Source organism: Ruegeria sp. CI1 (assembly GCF_056536925.1).
This window is the reverse complement of the sequence record NZ_JBQFQP010000016.1, coordinates 1-17,867: the sequence shown is the minus strand read 5'-3', so window position 1 is coordinate 17,867 and position 17,867 is coordinate 1. Positions and strand designations below refer to the sequence as shown.

General features: G+C 62.2%; 16 protein-coding genes. 8 read left to right on the top strand and 8 right to left on the bottom strand.

What is annotated here, in order from left to right:
* The first annotated feature begins 26 nt into the window (after positions 1 to 26).
* The gene (locus tag ACR0LZ_RS17515) at positions 27 to 1,553 is read left to right on the top strand and encodes a hypothetical protein (protein ID WP_480751203.1); all 1,527 of its coding nucleotides are present in this window, start codon (positions 27 to 29) and stop codon (positions 1,551 to 1,553) included.
* Positions 1,554 to 1,669: 116 nt separating this feature from the next.
* On the opposite strand, the gene upp is transcribed toward ACR0LZ_RS17515, so the two are convergent.
* The 6 genes from upp to ACR0LZ_RS17485 all read right to left on the bottom strand — a co-directional run bounded on the left by upp (position 1,670) and on the right by ACR0LZ_RS17485 (position 7,385).
* Positions 1,670 to 2,302: a uracil phosphoribosyltransferase gene (upp, locus tag ACR0LZ_RS17510; protein ID WP_480751202.1), complete on the bottom strand. Its 633-nt coding sequence runs from the start codon at positions 2,300 to 2,302 to the stop codon at positions 1,670 to 1,672.
* Positions 2,299 to 3,285: an adenosine deaminase gene (locus ACR0LZ_RS17505; protein ID WP_480751200.1), complete on the bottom strand. Its 987-nt coding sequence runs from the start codon at positions 3,283 to 3,285 to the stop codon at positions 2,299 to 2,301. The genes upp and ACR0LZ_RS17505 overlap by 4 nt, the downstream gene beginning before the upstream one ends.
* Entirely contained in the window at positions 3,282 to 4,493 is a 1,212-nt protein-coding gene (locus ACR0LZ_RS17500; protein WP_480751199.1) for a phosphopentomutase, read from the bottom strand. Before ACR0LZ_RS17500 ends, ACR0LZ_RS17505 begins: the two co-directional genes overlap by 4 nt.
* Complete coding sequence (locus ACR0LZ_RS17495; RefSeq protein ID WP_480751197.1) at positions 4,490 to 5,797, bottom strand: thymidine phosphorylase; 1,308 nt, start codon at positions 5,795 to 5,797, stop codon at positions 4,490 to 4,492. Before ACR0LZ_RS17495 ends, ACR0LZ_RS17500 begins: the two co-directional genes overlap by 4 nt.
* 4 nt (positions 5,798 to 5,801) lie before the next feature.
* Positions 5,802 to 6,218 (bottom strand): cytidine deaminase, encoded by a 417-nt coding sequence (locus tag ACR0LZ_RS17490; protein ID WP_480751195.1) that lies wholly within the window; start codon positions 6,216 to 6,218, stop codon positions 5,802 to 5,804.
* An 81-nt stretch (positions 6,219 to 6,299) separates the two neighbouring features.
* Entirely contained in the window at positions 6,300 to 7,385 is a 1,086-nt protein-coding gene (locus ACR0LZ_RS17485; protein WP_480751194.1) for a cupin domain-containing protein, read from the bottom strand.
* Positions 7,386 to 7,526: 141 nt separating this feature from the next.
* Here ACR0LZ_RS17485 and ACR0LZ_RS17480 point away from each other — a divergent pair, with 141 nt between their 5' ends.
* The 3 genes from ACR0LZ_RS17480 (at position 7,527) to prpE (ending at position 12,355) form a co-directional block, all read left to right on the top strand.
* Positions 7,527 to 9,800 (top strand): NADP-dependent malic enzyme, encoded by a 2,274-nt coding sequence (locus tag ACR0LZ_RS17480; protein ID WP_480751193.1) that lies wholly within the window; start codon positions 7,527 to 7,529, stop codon positions 9,798 to 9,800.
* A gap of 43 nt (positions 9,801 to 9,843) precedes the next feature.
* Complete coding sequence (locus tag ACR0LZ_RS17475) at positions 9,844 to 10,233, top strand: GFA family protein (RefSeq protein WP_480751192.1); 390 nt, start codon at positions 9,844 to 9,846, stop codon at positions 10,231 to 10,233.
* 232 nt (positions 10,234 to 10,465) lie between these two features.
* Positions 10,466 to 12,355 carry a propionate-CoA ligase PrpE gene (gene prpE / locus ACR0LZ_RS17470; RefSeq protein WP_480751190.1) on the top strand — a complete coding sequence of 630 codons (1,890 nt, stop codon included), beginning with the start codon at positions 10,466 to 10,468 and terminating at the stop codon, positions 12,353 to 12,355.
* Positions 12,356 to 12,364: 9 nt separating this feature from the next.
* Here the strand turns inward: prpE and ACR0LZ_RS17465 are convergent, their stop codons facing one another.
* Positions 12,365 to 13,174 carry a class I SAM-dependent methyltransferase gene (locus ACR0LZ_RS17465; RefSeq protein WP_480751188.1) on the bottom strand — a complete coding sequence of 270 codons (810 nt, stop codon included), beginning with the start codon at positions 13,172 to 13,174 and terminating at the stop codon, positions 12,365 to 12,367.
* 242 nt (positions 13,175 to 13,416) lie between these two features.
* On the opposite strand from ACR0LZ_RS17465, the gene ACR0LZ_RS17460 reads away from it, so the two are divergent.
* From ACR0LZ_RS17460 to ACR0LZ_RS17445, 4 genes are all read left to right on the top strand, one after another.
* Positions 13,417 to 13,863 carry a hypothetical protein gene (locus ACR0LZ_RS17460; protein ID WP_480751187.1) on the top strand — a complete coding sequence of 149 codons (447 nt, stop codon included), beginning with the start codon at positions 13,417 to 13,419 and terminating at the stop codon, positions 13,861 to 13,863.
* Complete coding sequence (locus ACR0LZ_RS17455; RefSeq protein ID WP_480751185.1) at positions 13,860 to 14,420, top strand: hypothetical protein; 561 nt, start codon at positions 13,860 to 13,862, stop codon at positions 14,418 to 14,420. Before ACR0LZ_RS17460 ends, ACR0LZ_RS17455 begins: the two co-directional genes overlap by 4 nt.
* The gene (locus ACR0LZ_RS17450; RefSeq protein WP_480751183.1) at positions 14,420 to 15,001 is read left to right on the top strand and encodes an SCO family protein; all 582 of its coding nucleotides are present in this window, start codon (positions 14,420 to 14,422) and stop codon (positions 14,999 to 15,001) included. The genes ACR0LZ_RS17455 and ACR0LZ_RS17450 overlap by 1 nt, the downstream gene beginning before the upstream one ends.
* Before the next feature lie 76 nt (positions 15,002 to 15,077).
* Complete coding sequence (locus ACR0LZ_RS17445; RefSeq protein ID WP_480751182.1) at positions 15,078 to 16,508, top strand: amidase family protein; 1,431 nt, start codon at positions 15,078 to 15,080, stop codon at positions 16,506 to 16,508.
* 303 nt (positions 16,509 to 16,811) lie between these two features.
* Here ACR0LZ_RS17445 and ACR0LZ_RS17440 read toward each other — a convergent pair whose 3' ends face one another.
* On the bottom strand, positions 16,812 to 17,573 hold the full coding sequence (locus ACR0LZ_RS17440) for an NAD kinase (protein WP_480751181.1): 762 nt from the start codon (positions 17,571 to 17,573) through the stop codon (positions 16,812 to 16,814).
* Between the last annotated feature and the right edge of the window lie 294 nt (positions 17,574 to 17,867).

Sequence of the window (17,867 nt, the reverse complement as noted above, 5' to 3'; positions counted from 1 at the left end):
CTTCCCGAGCAACGATTGGAGACAGCATGCCAGACGACGCATTGAACGGTCCCGAACTAAAGAAATTCGTCAAGCTGGCGCGCAGGGGTCGGTTGCCCTTTGCCTTCAATCCCGGCAAGGATCCCGCCGAACATTACTTTGCGATGCACCGGAAAAAGCCGGGCAACCTGCTGGCCAAGACGGCAAAAAAGGAAGGACCTGGCGTCAAAGTGGCCTTCGGCACTTGCGAAGTCGAGCAGAAGGTCATGAAGCTGACTTGCGAACGGGTGATCCCGGCCCTGGCGAAGAACCTCAAACGGTTCCTGAAGGCAAACAAGGTCATGCTCAACGTCCAGGTCCTCGATGCCAACGGAAATGTCCTCGAGGAAGACATAGAGGACATGCCGGACGATCCGGATCTCATGGACGACGGTTCCGATACCGCCGCCGCAGCTGAGCCCGGCGACAAGGACTTACAGGCAGCAGAAGAACCTGTTTCAGCGGACCAACAGTCCTCTGCCGGCCTGGTGGCGCGGATCAAGTCGGCTCAACAGCGGGCCGCAACGCTTCCCGATGCCGCTGCAAAGCTCAACGACGCACTGAAAAGCATTGTCGCACAGATCAAAGCACAGGAACTGGATGCCGCAGACAAGGCGATGACCACCGTCGAAGGTGTTATCGACAAACTGTCAGGACCTGCCAATGACCGGGCCGCCGATCCGCACCTGGCCAAATTGACCGAGGCTGCCGCCAAACTGCGCGTCCGTGCCGAAGGGTCGGTTGCGGACGTAAAGGCGAAACTCGACGCCGCCCTTGATCAGGCAGACGGGCTGATTCAAGCTGCGGACGCATCCGGCGCGGCAGTGCTTTTGAAAAAAGTTCAGGCTGCCTTGACTGCGTCGCAGGTGGCGCAGGAAAAGGAACAAACGGCAGCCGAAAAGGCAGCACCGGATCAGGCCAAATGGGAGGCGGCCTTTGTCAAGATCTCGCCACTTGCCGAAAAGGCCCTGAGCATGGGCCAGGTTGCCGACGTCGACGCATTCCGCACTGCTTGGAACTGGGCAACGAACTGTGCCTCAGATGGTGACTACAGCAAAGCGCTGGCGGCATTGCCGAAAGTTGTCGAGATGCTGAAAGCCGGTCGCGACGACGGGCGGTCTGCTTTCGCCGCGGATATTCCCGACGACGTCAAACCATTTGCCGAAAGCCGCCTGCGCTGGGAATCGGCCCGGGCCAAGATGCAATCGGAAATCCGCTCGCTGCAAAGCACCATCGTGGCGGCAACGGCGGATATCGAGGACCTGGATGTCACCAGCGAGATTGGCGGTCTGATGGACTACATCAAAAACCTGGATGCCCGCCTCGAGGACAAGCTGGACGAGATCGTGAACACCCCCGCAGGCGATGCCCGCGAGAAACTCAAGGTTGAAGCCCGATCCCTGATCGCCGAATACGAACGCGAGCTCGAAAACGAGTTTTTCGAGGTAGTCGACAATAACAGCGGCTTTGGAAATATTGCTGTTGCCTCTACCGCCCGCTCCGCGCTGGCATCTATTTCCGGCGTTCTGAGCTGACGTGGCGCGGTCCGTTCGACGCGTCGCGGCACCGCCGGAACCCACTTACCCATGCGTCTTTTTTGTCTGACGGCGGCCCTGCCAAAAGCCGCCCGCCGCATTCGGCTTCAGCTTGTCTATTTGGTGCCGAACATCCGGTCTCCGGCGTCGCCGAGGCCGGGCATGATATAGCCCTTGGAGTTTAGTTGCCGGTCCAGCGCGGCGGTGACGATGGGCACGTCGGGATGCGCCTCCTGCATCCGGGCGACACCTTCGGGTGCGGCCAGCAGGCACAGGAAGCGGATGTTGTTTGCCCCCGCCTCTTTCAGCAGCTTGACGGCGGCGGCGGAACTGTTGCCGGTCGCCAGCATCGGGTCTACCACGATCACCAGACGATCCTGAAGCCCCTCGGGCACCTTGAAATAATACTGCACCGGCTGCAACGTCGCCTCATCCCGATAGAGGCCGACAAAGCCGACGCGGGCCGAGGGGATCAGCTCCAGCACCCCGTCCAGCATACCGTTGCCCGCCCGCAGGATAGACACCAGCGCCAGTTTCTTGCCCGCAAGGATGGGGGCGTCCATTTCTTCCAACGGGGTTTCGATGCTGCGTGTGGTCAGCGGCATCTCGCGGGTGATCTCATAGGCCAGCAACTGCGTGATCTCGCGCAAAAGCTGCCGGAACCCGGCGGTCGAGGTGCCCTTGTCACGCATGAGCGACAGTTTGTGCTGCACCAAAGGGTGATCGACGATGGTCAGATGTTCGCTCATGTTGTCTCCAGTCTTTTTCTGACCCGCGTACGAGTCTCTTCATCGCAAAATGCCGCGTTCAGCGCCGTTTCGTTGAGCGCGGCAAAATCTTCCGGCCCCCAACCGAATGCCTTGTGCAGCATCTCATATTCGTGGCGCAGGGTGGTATGGAAAAATGGCGGATCGTCGGTCGACACCGTGACCTTGACACCCGCGTCACGCAGGCGCGCGATGGGGTGCGCCGCGAAATCGCGGTAGAGGCCCAGAACAACGTTCGATCCGGGACAGACCTCCAACGTGATCTCGCGGTCGGCCAGTTCATGCACAAGCTCGGGGTCTTCAATGGCCCGCACACCGTGCCCGACCCGTTCGACTCCCAGATCGCGCACCGCCTCGCGCACGCTGTCCGGCCCGCCGAATTCGCCGGCATGGGTGGTCAGGCGCAGCCCCGCCTCGCGCGCGCAGTCAAACGCCCATGCGAAATCGCGCTGCCGCCCGACGCTTTCGTTGCCGCCCATACCAAAGCCGGTGATCCAGTCCCCCGCGGTCTCGGCGGCGCAGATCGAGGCCCGCCTGGCCTTGTCGGGGCCGAAATGGCGCACGCAGGTGACAACCCCGCGCAAGGTGATGCCAAACTTGCGCTCGGCCTCGTCGGCGGCGTCCCGGATTGCGTTCAGGTAATCGCGCCACGCCTGCACGTCGCCGCCGCCGCAGAAATCGGGGCTGAGGAAGGTCTCAGAGTAGACCACGCCGTTCGCGGCGCTCTGTTCCAGAATGGCCAGCGTCAGGCGGCGGAAATCCTCGGGCGATTGCAGCACCTCGCAGGCGGCCTCGTAGATCCGAAGGAAATGGGCGAAATCCCGGAAATCATAGGTGCCGTCCGGTTTGAAGATCCCACGCAGATCGATCTTCTTTTCAAAGGCCAGTTGCCGGATGAATGCAGGCGGCGCCGCACCTTCGTGATGCAGATGCAGTTCGATCTTGGGCAGGTCGGCGATGCTCACAGAAAGCTCCTCCCCGGCCCCTGCGCCGCGATGCCAAGGTGATCGGCGATGCTGGCTGCAACATCGGCATAGTTGATCTGCCCGACCGAACCTGTTCCGCATCCGGCAACCAGAACCGGAACCTGTTCGCGGGTGTGATCGGTGCCGCTCCACGACGGGTCATTGCCGTGATCGGCGGTCAGCACCAGCATGTCACCGCGGCGCAGCTTGTTCAGGATCACGCCGATTTCCACATCGAACCATTCCAGTGCGCGGGCATAGCCCGAGATATCGCGGCGGTGGCCGTAAAGACTGTCGAACTCGACGAAGTTGGCAAAGGTCAGGCTGCCCTCCTCTGCCTCGTCCACCAGCCGCGACAGGTGGCTTATCAGATCGGCATCCGCGCCCTTGTCCAGCGTATCGATCCCCTGCATCGAGAATATGTCGCCGATCTTGCCGATGGCATGCACCCTGCCCCCCGCATCCTGCACCCAGTTGGTCAGCACCGGCGCGGGTGGAACGATGGCAAAATCCTGGCGGTTGGTGGTGCGGGTAAACCCGGTTTCGGGCACGCCCACGAACGGACGTGCGATGACCCGTCCTACCTTCATCCCGTGAAGCCGCGGGGCCAGTGCCCTGCACAGATCATAAAGCCGCTCAAGCCCAAAGGTTTCTTCATGCGCGGCGATCTGGAACACGCTGTCGGCCGAGGTATAGCAGATCGGCCAGCCGGTGCGCATATGCTCGTCCCCCAGCCGGTCGATGATCGCTGTACCGGGCGCGTGACAGTTGCCAAGAATGCCGTCCGTCCCTGCCGCCTGCGCTGCGGCGCGGCTCAGATCGTCGGGAAACGCAGGATGCTCATCGGGGAAATAGTGCCAGTCCCACGGCACCGGCAAACCCGCCAGTTCCCAGTGGCCCGAGGGCGTGTCCTTGCCGATGCTATGCTCGCGCGCGCAGCCCCAAACCCCCACGGGCTCAGCATCCAGACCCGGCGTCGGGTCGCCCGAAGCCAGCCGTATCGCGGCCCCAAGGCCCAATGCATCCAGGTGCGGCACATGCAACGGGCCTGAGCGCCCCTCTTCCGCCTGCCCCTCGGCGCAAGCCTGCGCGATATGGCCCACGGTGTTGGCTCCGGCGTCAGGCAGCGTGCCGTTATAGAACCGGTCGGCGTCCGGCGCGCCGCCGATTCCGACCGAATCCATAACCACAAGAAAGGCGCGGTTCACTGGCTGATCCTTTCGTGAACGAGATCCGGCGCCGTGACGGGTTTCGACCCCACCCGGATCGCCTTGCGCACCGCGGCCACCGCCTGCCGCGCGGCATCCTCTCGCGACGCATGCACCCTCGCCAACGGCGTGCCCCTGGACACCCTGTCACCCAACCGCACGATGTCCGAAATCCCTACAGCCGGGTCGATGACATCGCTTTCCACCTGTCGTCCGCCGCCCAGCGCCACGACGGCCAGCCCCAACGCCTCACCATCGATCGCGGTGATATAGCCGCTGTCTTGCGCCGTTGCCTCCTGAATGACGGTCGCCTCAGGCAGAAACCGCGCCCAGTTGTCCACGAAATGCACTGGCCCTCCCACGGCGGCCATCATGCGGCCAAACCGCTCGGCGGCGCGGCCATCGCGGATCACACCTGCAACCTTGGCTTCCCCATCCGCCGCGTCGCTGGCAAGTCCGGCATCGGCCAGAACGACACCGCCCAGAATGGCAGAGATGTCCGCCAATGGCGTATCGGCCCCACCGGTCAAAACCGTCATCACTTCGGCCACCTCCAGCGCATTACCCAGCGCCGGCGCAAGCGGCTGGTTCATGTCGGTGATCACGGCCGAGGTCTTGCAACCCGCCGCATTCGCGGTCTCGGTCAACGCTGTTGCCAGCTTGCGCGCATCCTCGATGGTCTTCATGAAGGCGCCGCTGCCCGCCTTGACGTCCAGCACCAGCGCATCCGGGCTGGCCGCCAGTTTCTTGGACAGGATCGAGGCGGTGATCAGATCCAGGCTTTCCACTGTCGCGGTGACGTCACGGATCGCGTAAAGGCGCCTGTCAGCAGGCGCGATACTGCCGCTGGCGCCGACGATCGCGGCGCCGGTGTCCTGCAGGATCTGCCGTAAGCGTTCGTTTCCGACCTGCGTGGTGACGCCCGGAATGGCCTCCAGTTTGTCCAGTGTGCCGCCCGTGTGACCCAACCCGCGCCCCGAGATCATCGGCACATAGGCCCCGCATTCGGCCAGCGCAGGCGCAAGAACAAGGCTGACGCAATCGCCCACGCCGCCTGTCGAATGCTTGTCGACCACCGGCCCGTCGAAATCCCACTGGAGAACCTCACCGCTATCGCGCATCGCAAGTGTCAGGGCGGCGCGCCCATCAGCCCCCAGCCCACCCATGACAACGGCCATGGCAAAGGCTCCGGCCTGCGCGTCACTGACGCCACCATCGGCAAGGCCTTGGGCAAACCATGCCAGTTCTGCGGCGTCAGGCACCTCTCGACGGCGTAGCTTGGCGATGATCGAACGGGCATCCATCGGTTCAGCGTCCCTCCATGTGCGAGGTGTCGAAGGCACCGGGCAGCAGTTGTGAGATGGTCATTTGCATCTCGGCGCCCTTGGTTGTCGCCATGGTCACGACCACGTCGCCCTTGCCGAACTCGGCCAGCCGCTGGCGGCACCCGCCGCAGGGCGTGACAGGTTCGGGGCACTCGGCCACGACATAGACTTCGGTCAACTGCGTCTCGCCCGCCGCCACCATCGCCGCAATGGCGCCGGATTCGGCGCATGTGCCCTCGGGATACGACACGTTCTCGACGTTGCACCCGGCATAGACCGCGCCCGAGGCCCCCCGTATCGCCGCGCCCACCTTAAAATTCGAGTAAGGCGCGTGCGCATTTTCGCGAACGGTCAAGGCGGTCTCTTTCAAAGACATGGCGATTCCCCGGTTTTTGATCACTTGGTCAGAATGGCCTACCCTAAAAGAAAGGCCGCGGGAAATTGAAGCCCCCGCAACCGGTTTTCAACAGCTAAATTCAGCTTATCCCAACGTCGTTGTGAAAGTGCCCGGCAAAGTCACCTCCAGCAGTTCTACATCATCCGACGGATCGCTCAGCCGGGTGCGCATCCCGGGCGGAATGACAAAGGCGTCGCCCTGTTCCAGGCGGTACGGATCGCGCCCCTCGCCTTCCAGCGTCACTTTGCCGTTCATGACAAAGGAAAAGTGGATATCGGTGTCATGGGTGGCCCATTGCGGCTCACCATCGCCGCGACGGACAACCTGTACTCCGGCAACGCCCTTGGTGTTCTCGGCAATCGTGGTGTCGCGGCAAAGATACCCCGGCAAGCGGAAGGGCATCCACTCGGCATCCCGGGCCCGATTGTAAACAAACCGCTGCCCCTGCCATTCACGCTCGGGGCGATAATTCGGGGTGGGCAGGGTCATCTCGTGATCGATTTCGGTGATGTGTTCGGCGGGAACACCGATCTCGATTACCTGCACGTTGTCGCTGGCCTCAAGGACCCGGTGACGGATTTCCGGCGGCTGTATGAAACAGTCGCCAGCTGTCAGGCGCATCTTTTCCCCCTGATCCTCATAGACAACGTCGACCCAGCCGTGAATGCAAAAAATCAACTGGAACCCAACCTTATGAAAATGCACCATGTCGGGCACCGGCCCGCCGTCGGGAATGCGGATATGGCTAGCGATGATCGAGCCGCCAAGGCGCGAGGGCACCAGATCGCGATAGTGCATGCCCGCGCGACCGATGATCCATGGCGCCTGATCCTTGAGCCGCCGCACCACAAAGGAATGCACGGTTTCCGGCATCACCAGCGGCGGGTTGCGTTCCTCGATCTCGATCCGGGTCCCGTTCGGCGCGACCATGCTCCGCTTGCCATCCGCGAACCCGTCGGGATTCTCGGTCAGAATCCGCAGAGTGCCGGGCGGTTCCGGCGCGTCCTTTTCTATGCGAAGACGCAGCCCGTGGCCGGAAAAGACGCCAACGCGCGGATCGTCGGCGGGATAGATCATGTCCATCCGCATTCCCAGAACCTTGGTGTAGAACGGTATGTCATCGCGCAATTCGTTGGTCGGCAGGCGCATCTCGGCTATGGTGTCGGTCATGGCATTCTCCTTTGCGCGGGACTGTGGCCGCGAGGCGGCGGTTTTGCAATAAGCCGCCTGCGACGCTGTGGCCACACCAAGGCTGTTTCCCCTGCGTCAAAAGTAGTTTAATGCTAAACTAAATTTTTGGGAGTTCGCTTCATGTCCGACAATACCAGCCAGCGCCAGGCGGCACTCGACTATCACGAATTTCCCAAACCCGGGAAGCTCGAGATCAAGGCGACCAAACCGATGGCGAATGGCCGGGATCTGTCGCGGGCATACTCCCCCGGTGTGGCCGAGGCCTGTATCGAAATCAAGGACAACGCCGACAATGCCGAACGCTATACCGCACGCGGCAATCTGGTGGCGGTGGTATCGAACGGCACCGCGGTGCTGGGGCTGGGCAATATCGGTGCGCTCGCGTCAAAACCGGTGATGGAAGGCAAGGCGGTTCTGTTCAAGAAATTCGCAGGCATCGACTGTTTCGACATAGAAGTGAACGAGGCCGACCCGGAAAAACTCGCCGACATCGTATGTGCACTTGAACCGACTTTTGGAGCGATCAACCTCGAAGACATCAAGGCGCCCGACTGTTTCATCGTCGAAAAGCTGTGCCGTGAGCGCATGAACATCCCTGTCTTTCACGATGACCAGCACGGTACTGCCATTGTCGTCGGCGCGGCAGCCAAGAACGCGCTGCATGTGGCGGGCAAGTCTTTCGAAGAAATCAAGATCGTCTCCACCGGCGGCGGCGCGGCGGGAATTGCCTGCCTCAACATGCTGCTGAAATTGGGTGTCAAACGCGAAAATGTATGGCTGTGCGACATTCACGGGCTGGTCTACGAGGGCCGGGCCGAGGATATGAACCCGCAAAAGGCCGCCTTTGCCCAAAAGACCGACCTGCGGACACTGGATCAGGTGGTCGACGGGGCCGACCTGTTCCTGGGGCTTTCCGGTCCCAACGTGCTGAAACCCGAGATGGTCGCGAAAATGGCCGATCGCCCTATCATCTTTGCGCTGGCCAACCCGACGCCGGAAATCCTGCCTGATGCCGCGCGCGAAGTTGCGCCAAACGCCATCATCGCCACCGGGCGCAGCGACTTTCCCAACCAGGTCAACAACGTGCTGTGCTTCCCCTTCATCTTCCGGGGTGCGCTGGACGTCGGCGCAACCGAAATCAACGATGAGATGCAGATCGCCTGCGTCGACGGCATCGCCGATCTTGCCCGCGCCACCACCAGCGCCGAGGCTGCGGCGGCCTATAAGGGCGAGCAGCTGACATTTGGCGCCGACTACCTGATTCCGAAACCGTTCGACCCACGCCTTGTTGGCGTAGTGTCTTCTTCGGTCGCCAAGGCGGCGATGGCAAGCGGCGTGGCCAAGCGGCCCATCGCCGACCTGGAAGCCTACAAGGAAAAGCTGAACCAGACCGTCTTCAAATCTGCCCTGCTGATGCGTCCGGTCTTCGAAGCCGCCGCCGTCGCATCGCGCCGGATCGTCTTTGCCGAGGGCGAAGACGAACGCGTCCTGCGCGCGGCACAGGCGATCCTCGAAGAAACCACCGAAACCCCCATCCTGATCGGCCGCCCCGAGGTGATCGAGGCGCGCTGCGAACGGATCGGTCTTTCGGTGCGCCCGGGCCGGGACTTCCAGATCGTGAACCCGGAAAATGACCCCCGTTATTATGATTACTGGACATCCTACCACCAGATCATGCAGCGCCGGGGCGTCACGCCCGATCTGGCCAAAGCGATCATGCGCACCAATTCTACCGCCATCGGCGCAATCATGGTTCAGAGGGACGAGGCTGACAGCATGATCTGCGGCACCTTCGGGGAATACCGCTGGCATCTGAACTACGTGGAACAGGTGCTGAATGACGGCGACCTGCGCCCGCATGGCGCGCTTTCGCTGATGATCCTCGAAGACGGCCCTCTCTTCATCGCCGACACCCATGTGCGCACTCGGCCCAGCCCGGAAGAATTGGCCGAAATCACCTTGGGCGCGGCCCGTCATGTGCGCCGTTTCGGGCTGGAACCAAAGATCGCCTTCTGCTCGCAGTCGCAGTTCGGCAATCAGGCCGAAGGGTCCGGCAAGCGCCTGCGCGACGCGATCCGAATTCTGGACAGCAAACCGCGCGATTTCACCTATGAGGGCGAAATGAATCTCGATGCCGCGCTCGACCCGGACCTGCGCGAGCGCATCTTCCCCAACTCCCGCCTCGAAGGCGCGGCGAATGTTCTGATCTTTGCCCACGCCGACGCCGCCAGCGGTGTGCGCAACGTGCTCAAGATGAAGGCCGACGGGATCGAGGTCGGCCCGATCTTGATGGGCATGGGCAACAAGGCCCATATCGTGACGCCCGCGATCACCGCCCGCGGCCTCCTGAACATGGCGGCCATTGCCGGAACGCCTGTAGCGCATTACGGTTAAGTCCGGCGGTCGCCTTTCCGACCGCCCATTCAGGGAGGTCAGAATGCAAGGGCATTGTCACTGCAATGCGGTGCGCTGGCAAAGCGATGGCGAGGTTGCATGGAGTTGCTATTGCCATTGTTCGGATTGTCGCCGCAATTGCGCATCCCCCGTCACCGCGTTTTTCGGTCTGCCGCATGAGAAGGTGAAATGGGTTGGCGAGACTCCGCGTGTCTACGCGTCGTCCGAAGGGGTCGAGCGGTTGTTCTGCGGCAACTGCGGAACCCAGATGGCCTATCGCAACGTCCGCGACCCGGTGAACATCCATCTCTACACCGCAACACTGGAGAACCCGGATGACCTGGCGCCCAGGTTCCACGTCTTTCACTCCGACCACCTGCATTGGCTGAACATCCACGACACGTTGCCCCGCTATGCCAAAACTGCCGGATGACCAGCGAATCTCTCCAGCCGCACTTTGCAGGTAAAGTGTTTGCTGATTTGCAAATCTACGTTTTTTTCCAGAATCAACGCGGAAAATAGCTTTGTTTGCAAAAATTTGCAGGCAATTTTCGGCCGAGATGCAAAGTTTTTGCGATAAACTGACGCGCCGTCATTCGCAATGCTTGCCCGACTGACCCGGCACGCCTAACACAACCGGAAAGCCGAACGTTGAGGAGGACGCCATGGCATACAGCGATGTTTACGAGAGCTGGAAGAACGACCCCGAGGCGTTCTGGATGGAAGCCGCCAAAGGGATCGACTGGGTCGAAGCCCCGTCCAAGGCGCTGTTTGACGACAACGCCCCGCTCTATGAATGGTTCTCGGATGCCAAGGTGAACACCTGCTGGAACGCGGTCGACCGCCATGTCGAGAATGGCCGCGGCGATCAGGTCGCGATCATCCACGACAGCCCGGTTTCGGGCGTCACACGGCGCATTACCTATGTCAACCTGCGCAATCGGGTGGCCCAACTGGCCGGGGCGCTGCGGGCCAAAGGCGTGGAAAAGGGCGACCGGGTCATCATCTACATGCCGATGATCCCCGAAGCGCTCGAAGCGATGCTCGCCTGCGCCCGCCTGGGGGCGGTGCATTCGGTCGTCTTCGGCGGCTTTGCCAGCAACGAACTGGCCGTTCGCATCGACGACGCCAAGCCCAAGGCGATCATCGCAGCCTCCTGCGGGATGGAGCCGGGGCGCGTCGTGCACTACAAACCGCTTCTCGACGGGGCCATCGACATGGCCAGCCACAAGCCTGACTTCTGCGTCATTTTCCAGCGCGAACAAGAAGTGGCCAAGCTGACCCCCGGGCGCGACTATAACTGGCACGGCTTCCAGTATGGCGTGGAACCTGCGGAATGCGTTCCGGTCGCGGGCAACGATCCGGCCTATATCCTGTATACCTCGGGCACCACCGGCGCGCCCAAGGGCGTGGTTCGCCCCACCGCCGGGCATCTGGTGGCGCTGAACTGGACGATGAAGAACATCTACAACGTCGATCCGGGCGATGTGTTCTGGGCCGCCTCCGACGTCGGCTGGGTCGTCGGCCACTCCTATATCTGTTACGCACCGCTGATCCACGGCAACACCACCATCGTGTTCGAGGGCAAGCCCGTGGGCACCCCAGACGCCGGAACCTTCTGGCGGGTGATTTCCGAACACAATGTGCGCAGCTTCTTCACCGCCCCCACCGCCATCCGCGCCGTCAAGCGCGAGGACCCCAAGGGCGAGATGCTGGCGAAATACGACCTGAGCTGTCTCAAGGCCCTTTATCTGGCCGGTGAACGCGCCGATCCCGACACGATCATCTGGGCGCAAAACGCGCTGAACGTGCCAGTTGTCGACCACTGGTGGCAAACCGAAACCGGCTGGGCCATTGCGGGCAACCCGCTGGGCATTGAAGAACTGCCGACCAAGTTGGGCTCGCCCGCCAAGCCGATGCCGGGCTACGACGTACGGATCCTCGACGAAGGCGGCCACCCTATGAAACCCGGCGAGCTGGGCGCCATCGCGGTGAAACTGCCGCTGCCGCCGGGCACCCTCCCGACCCTTTGGAACGCCGAGGCGCGGTTCAAGAAATCCTATCTGGAGCATTTCCCCGGCTACTACGAAACCGGCGATGCGGGCATGATCGATGAGGATGGCTACCTCTACATCATGGCGCGCACCGATGACGTCATCAACGTCGCAGGCCACCGTCTGTCCACCGGCGGCATGGAAGAGGTGCTGGCGGCCCACCCCGATGTCGCAGAATGTGCGGTGATCGGAGTCAGCGATGACCTGAAAGGGCAGATGCCCGTGGGCTTTCTGTGTCTCAACAAGGGCACCGAGCGCGCGCACAGCGATGTGGTGAAGGAGGTCGTCGCACTGGTCCGCGAAAAGATCGGCCCCGTTGCCGCCTTCAAGCTGGCCGTCGTGGTGGATCGCCTGCCCAAGACCCGCTCGGGCAAGATCCTGCGGGGCACCATGGTCTCGATTGCTGATGGCAAGGAATTCAAGATGCCCGCAACCATCGACGATCCGGCCATTCTGGACGAGATCAGGTCGTCCCTGCAAACCATCGGCTATGCAAAGTAACACTCGGCGTCAGCTTGCCGTGACCACATAGCCCTGCATCTTTGCCGCAACCTCGCCCGCACCAAAGCGGGCGCGGATTTCCTCTGTCGCGGCTTCCACGATCCGTTGCACCTTCGCTTCGCCATGCGGCGCGACTTCTCCGTACATCGGCGTCCCGCGCACATAGGCGATGGCAGGGTGCGACGGATCGGGGGCGCGGCTGATCGCGGTGATCTTTTCGATGTCGACATGGGCATAACCCGCCTTTTGCAGCTCTGAACGGATACGTTCGGGATTTCCGTGCCCATGTGGCGTGCGCGCCAGGAAATGCGGCGGCGACGCGGGCAACAGGGTCGAGGCCACCTCGGTCACGATCCGGGCAAACTCGTTATGCTCGATCCCGTCCCACACGTTGAACAGAAACCTCCCTCCGTCGCGCAGAACCCGGCGGGCCTCGGCATAGCCACGCACCCGGTCGGGAAAGAACATGATCCCGAACTGACAACAGACCGCATCGAAACTCCGATCGTCGAACGGCAAGTCCAGCGCATCCGCCGCCTGCCACACGATCCTCAGGTCCACCCCCTGCCTGGCCTTGGCGCGCTCCAGCATGGGCGGGTTCAGGTCGGTCACGACAAACCGGGCATCATCCGGCAGCAGCGGCGCCAGCGCCCGCGTCACCACCCCGCTGCCTGCCGCAGTTTCCAGCACATCCGCGACCGGCTGGTTGACGACGCGGGCGGCCAGGTCGGCCGCATAATGCTCGAAAATCAGCGGAACAAGGTAAGTATCATAGATATCGGGGATATTTCCAACAAACGTCGTGTCATTCCGGGACATTGCACCCTCCGCAGAACCAGGCCACCTCAGCATAGCACATTTCAACGTTGCCCCCGGGTGTTTTCAACGTGGCCTTGGTGTAGACCCCCAAGCCTTCAATCGGCCTCGTGTCGATATTGTGAAACCGGGTCGGCACCGGACCCCAAGAAACTGTGATCAATCGTTTCAGCCTGGGCGATTGCCATAGCCCGACAAGCTTTCTAGCCTCTCTCCAAAACGGAACCTAACAAAAGGATGCTGCCATGCGCGCTTTGCTTGCCGCCTTGGCCTGTTGCACCGCCCTGCCCGCAGTTGCGAGCGAAGGGCAGCGTATTCAGGTCACCGGGGAACTGATCGATACGTGGTGTTATTATTCGGGCGTCATGGGCGGCCCCGAGGCCGTGGTCGGCACAGCGCATCACACCTGCGCGCTCTGGTGTTCGGCAGGCGGTATCCCGGTGGGGATGCAGGCCGAAGACGGCACGGTCTACATGGTGCTCAAGCTGGAAAACGATGACAAGCTGGCGGGCGGCGACACCGCGCTGCGTCTGGCCTCTCACACGGTCGAGGCTGATGGTATGTTCTACGAACGTGACGGCATCAATTACCTGATCGTCGAAAAGGTTGTCAGCGACGCGGGCATCACCAACCTCAACCACGAAGATTACGGCCCGGTGCCGGGCTTTGCGATACCGGAGCCGAAGGAATGAAACGTCTTGCATTTGCGATGGCCCTGTTGGCCAGCCCCGCCCTTGCACAGGATTTTTCGGCCGAGTCCGAAGCCAAGACCTGGAACCTTTATGCCGAAAAACCTGCCCGGTTCGAGGCCAAGGTCATTGATCTGCTTTGCGAGCTGACCGGCGACTGCCCCGCCGATTGCGGTGCGGGCAAGCGCCAGCTGGGCCTTTTGCGCAGCGCCGATGGCGTGATGGTCCTGCCGCTCAAGAACGGCCAGCCTGCCTTCAGCGGCGCCGCCGCCGATCTCGCGCCCTATTGCGGCAAGACCGTCGAGGTCGATGGGCTGATGATCGAAGACCCGGACCTGCGCGCCAAGAACGTCTATATGGTGCAGACGATCCGCGAACCCGGCGGCGAATGGCAAAAGGCCAACCAGTTCACCAAGGTCTGGGCCAGGGAGAACCCGGATGCCGAAGGCAAGGGGCCATGGTTCCGCCGCGACCCCCGGATCAAGGAGATGATCGAGGCCGAAGGCTACCTCGGTCTTGGCCTGGAAACCGACGAGGCCTTCATCAAGGACTGGTTCTGATGCGCCTTCCGAGGCTCGTGATGGCTCTGGCGGCGGTGGTCACGACGACCTCCGTCGCAGACGGTTCAGAGACCGCACCCCTGCCCTTCGACGTGGGCGGCGCGTTCGAACTCACCGACCAATACGGTCAGCGCCGCAGTCAGGTGAACCCGGACGGGCATGGTCAGCTGCTGTTCTTTGGCTACGCCAATTGCCCCGGTATCTGCTCGGTTGCCATGCCGATGATGGCCGAGGCGGTCGACCGCCTGAAGGCCGAGGGACTGAGCGTGACACCGGTGATGATCACCGTCGACCCCGAACGCGACCAGCCCGGCAACATGGATGCGCCGCTGGCAAAATACCACCCGGAATTCGTCGGCCTGACCGGAACCAAGGCCCAGTTGCAGGTGGCCTATGATGCCTTCTCGGTCGAAAATGAACTGGCCTATGTCGATATCGAATACGGCCCAGTCTACAACCACGGCAGCTTTGTCTATCTGCTCGACGCGCAGGGAGACGTGCTGACCCTGTTCCCGCCGATCCTGACTTCGGACCGGGCGGTGGAACTGGCGCTGAAATACCTGACATCCGGCGGCGCGTGACCCGGCGTCACTCTCTGTGCCCGAGCTTGGACTTCCCGCCCCGCTGCCCCTAACCTGCGAGCGGGAGAACCGGATCATGACACAACAAGACCTTTGGCGACTTGACGCAACCGACATCGCTTCGCGCACCGTTTCGGGCGATCTGAGCGCCGAACTGGTCGTATCCGCCGCCATTGACCGCATGGACGTTATCAACCCGGCATTGAACGCCGTGGTGGAAAGCTGCGCCGATGCGGCGCGGGCGCGGGCGCGCGATCTGGACATGGCGCGCGCGCGCGGGGCGAAACCGGGGCCTCTGCACGGCGTTCCCGTCACCATCAAGATCAATGTCGATCAAAAGGGCTATGCCACGTCCAACGGCGTGCCCGCCCTGAAGGACCTGGTCGCCACCGACGATGCCCCCATCGTGCGCAGCCTTGAACGTGCGGGCGCGGTGGTGATCGGGCGCACCAACACGCCCGAGTTTTCCTTTCGCGCCGACACTGACAACCCGCTGCACGGGCGCACCCACAATCCGTGGGGCAAACATATCTCTCCCGGCGGTTCCTCCGGCGGCGCGGGCGCTGCGGTGATGGCAGGGATCGGCGCGCTGGCGCATGGCAACGATATCGGCGGCAGCCTGCGATTTCCCGCCGCCGCCAACGGCGCGACCACCGTCAAGCCGGGTCTGGGTCGCATACCGGCATGGAACCCCAGCCAGACTGCCGAACGTGGGATGCTGGCGCAATCCATGTCGGTACAGGGGCTGATCACCCGCAGCGCCCGCGATCTGCACCTGGCGATGCCCACGATGATCTCCCCCGATCCGCGCGATCCGTTCCACGTGCCGTTGCCGTGGCGGGGCGAGGCGATGGACGGCCCGATCAGGGTGGCCTTCACCAAGACCACCTTTGGCTATGACTTGCACCCCGAGGTCGACGCCGCGCTGAACACCGCGCGAGAGGCGCTGACGGATGCGGGCTATGTCGTCGAGGAGGTCGAGCCACCCGATGTGTTCGATTGCGGCCGTAACGGGTACCGCGCGCTGATGGGTGAGGTCTGGGCGCTGATGAAATCCGATATCGACGCCCACGGCTCGGACACGATTCGCGACATCTTCGACGTCTATTTTCAGGAGTTTCCTCCCTTCACCGACACCGAACTTGTTCGGATGATGGCGGCGCGCAGTCACTATGCGCGCCAATGGTCCATGTTTGCGCAGGACTACCCACTGGTTCTGACGCCCTTCCTGCCGCAACCGTTCTTCCGACCCGACCGCGACACCGAAGGCCCCGAAGGCGTGCACGAGGTGCTGGGATGTGCCGTCTATTCCTATGCAATGAATTTCATGGGCCTGCCTGCGGCATGCGTTCCCAGTCGATTGGCGGACCTGCCCGGCGGCAGACAGCCCATCAACGTACAAATCGTGGCGCGGCGCTGGCGCGAAGATATGGCGGTGGACGCAGCCGCCGCAATAGAAGCCCGCGTCGGACGCATGTGCGACGCGCTTTGGGCACAAATGGGCTGAGAGTTTCGGGAAGCGCCCAACTGTCTAGCGACAGGCCGTATCACCAAAGAAATAAGCCCCGGGGAAATGCAGCTCGCTGCGCCCGGGGCCTGCATGCTAAAATATTCCCGGAGTTTGATGACGGGCGCGGCGTCAACCGCCCCCGCCAGCGCGAAACATTGCGCAATCATTTACTTAACGCCGCTTCGATGGCCACTCACTCCCATCAGGACGTTCACTCCGGGTAAGCTCACCCTAGACCAACCGAACCACCCTGAATGTGACCTCGTTCACATAAGCGAAAATTTTCCCCAAATTTCACGTTCAAGTGAACTGTTCCGAGATCAGGCGTTCCTCCAACCCGTGCCCCGGATCGAACAGGATGCGGTGTTCGATGGCCGGTTCCGACCGGATTTCGACCCAATCGATGTCAGGAAAGGAAATCGAATCGGCATCCGCCATGACCGGGCGCTTGTCGGCCTCCATTACGTCGAATCGTACATGCGCCGTCTTGGGCAGCAGCGCACCGCGCCAGCGGCGCGGGCGGAACGCGGCGATGGCCGTCAGGGCCAGAACATCCGACCCAATTGGCAGAATCGGTCCATGCGCCGAGTAATTGTAGGCGGTCGATCCGGCGGGCGTCGAAACCAGCGCCCCGTCGCAAACCAGTTCGGCCAAACGCAGCCGACCATCCACCGTGATCTTGAGTCGCGCTGCCTGTGGCCCGGCCCGGAGCAGCGACACCTCGTTGATCGCCAGCGCCTCATGCAGCGTGCCGGACTGGTCCATCGCCGTCATCGCCAGCGGGTTGATGATTTCTTCCTGAGCTGAGTCAAGACGCTCGGTCAGGCCGGTTTCGCTGTATTCGTTCATCAGAAACCCGATGGTTCCGCGGTTCATGCCATAGACGGGGACGTTCAGGTGCTGGGTATTGTGCAGCGTCCGCAACATGTATCCGTCACCGCCCAGGGTCACGATGACATCGGCGTCGCGCGGCGCCACGTTTCCGTACCGACCCACAAGGGTTGTGCGGGCGTCCTGCGCCACCTGCGCATCGCTTGCCAAAAAGGCGATTCTCTTTTTCATGTTTTCAGGTTTCCGGTCCTGCGCATTTGGTTCCGAAACAAACATACCTTTCCGCGATAGGCCAGACTTGACGCCCCAGCGGGCCAATTCGTCGCTTTACGGCCTTTCTCGCCCATTCAGTTTCCTATAGGAAATTCGCAAAACACACCCCAAGCATTGCGGAGCCCCCATGGACGCCAAAACTCGTACCGACGATTTTTTCACCCAATCTCTCGCGGATCGTGATCCTGAGCTTTACGGCTCGATCGCGTCGGAGCTTGGCCGTCAGCGCGACGAGATCGAGCTGATCGCGTC

Excerpts from the sequence above, each read along its gene's own strand:
- ACR0LZ_RS17515 (WP_480751203.1), top strand. The coding sequence starts at position 27 with ATGCCAGACGACGCATTGAACGGTCCCGAACTAAAGAAATTCGTCAAG.
- upp (WP_480751202.1), bottom strand. The coding sequence starts at position 2,302 with ATGAGCGAACATCTGACCATCGTCGATCACCCTTTGGTGCAGCACAAA.
- ACR0LZ_RS17495 (WP_480751197.1), bottom strand. The coding sequence starts at position 5,797 with ATGGATGCCCGTTCGATCATCGCCAAGCTACGCCGTCGAGAGGTGCCT.
- ACR0LZ_RS17485 (WP_480751194.1), bottom strand. The coding sequence starts at position 7,385 with ATGACCGACACCATAGCCGAGATGCGCCTGCCGACCAACGAATTGCGC.
- ACR0LZ_RS17480 (WP_480751193.1), top strand. The coding sequence starts at position 7,527 with ATGTCCGACAATACCAGCCAGCGCCAGGCGGCACTCGACTATCACGAA.
- ACR0LZ_RS17475 (WP_480751192.1), top strand. The coding sequence starts at position 9,844 with ATGCAAGGGCATTGTCACTGCAATGCGGTGCGCTGGCAAAGCGATGGC.
- prpE (WP_480751190.1), top strand. The coding sequence starts at position 10,466 with ATGGCATACAGCGATGTTTACGAGAGCTGGAAGAACGACCCCGAGGCG.
- ACR0LZ_RS17465 (WP_480751188.1), bottom strand. The coding sequence starts at position 13,174 with ATGTCCCGGAATGACACGACGTTTGTTGGAAATATCCCCGATATCTAT.
- ACR0LZ_RS17460 (WP_480751187.1), top strand. The coding sequence starts at position 13,417 with ATGCGCGCTTTGCTTGCCGCCTTGGCCTGTTGCACCGCCCTGCCCGCA.
- ACR0LZ_RS17455 (WP_480751185.1), top strand. The coding sequence starts at position 13,860 with ATGAAACGTCTTGCATTTGCGATGGCCCTGTTGGCCAGCCCCGCCCTT.
- ACR0LZ_RS17450 (WP_480751183.1), top strand. The coding sequence starts at position 14,420 with ATGCGCCTTCCGAGGCTCGTGATGGCTCTGGCGGCGGTGGTCACGACG.
- ACR0LZ_RS17445 (WP_480751182.1), top strand. The coding sequence starts at position 15,078 with ATGACACAACAAGACCTTTGGCGACTTGACGCAACCGACATCGCTTCG.
- ACR0LZ_RS17440 (WP_480751181.1), bottom strand. The coding sequence starts at position 17,573 with ATGAAAAAGAGAATCGCCTTTTTGGCAAGCGATGCGCAGGTGGCGCAG.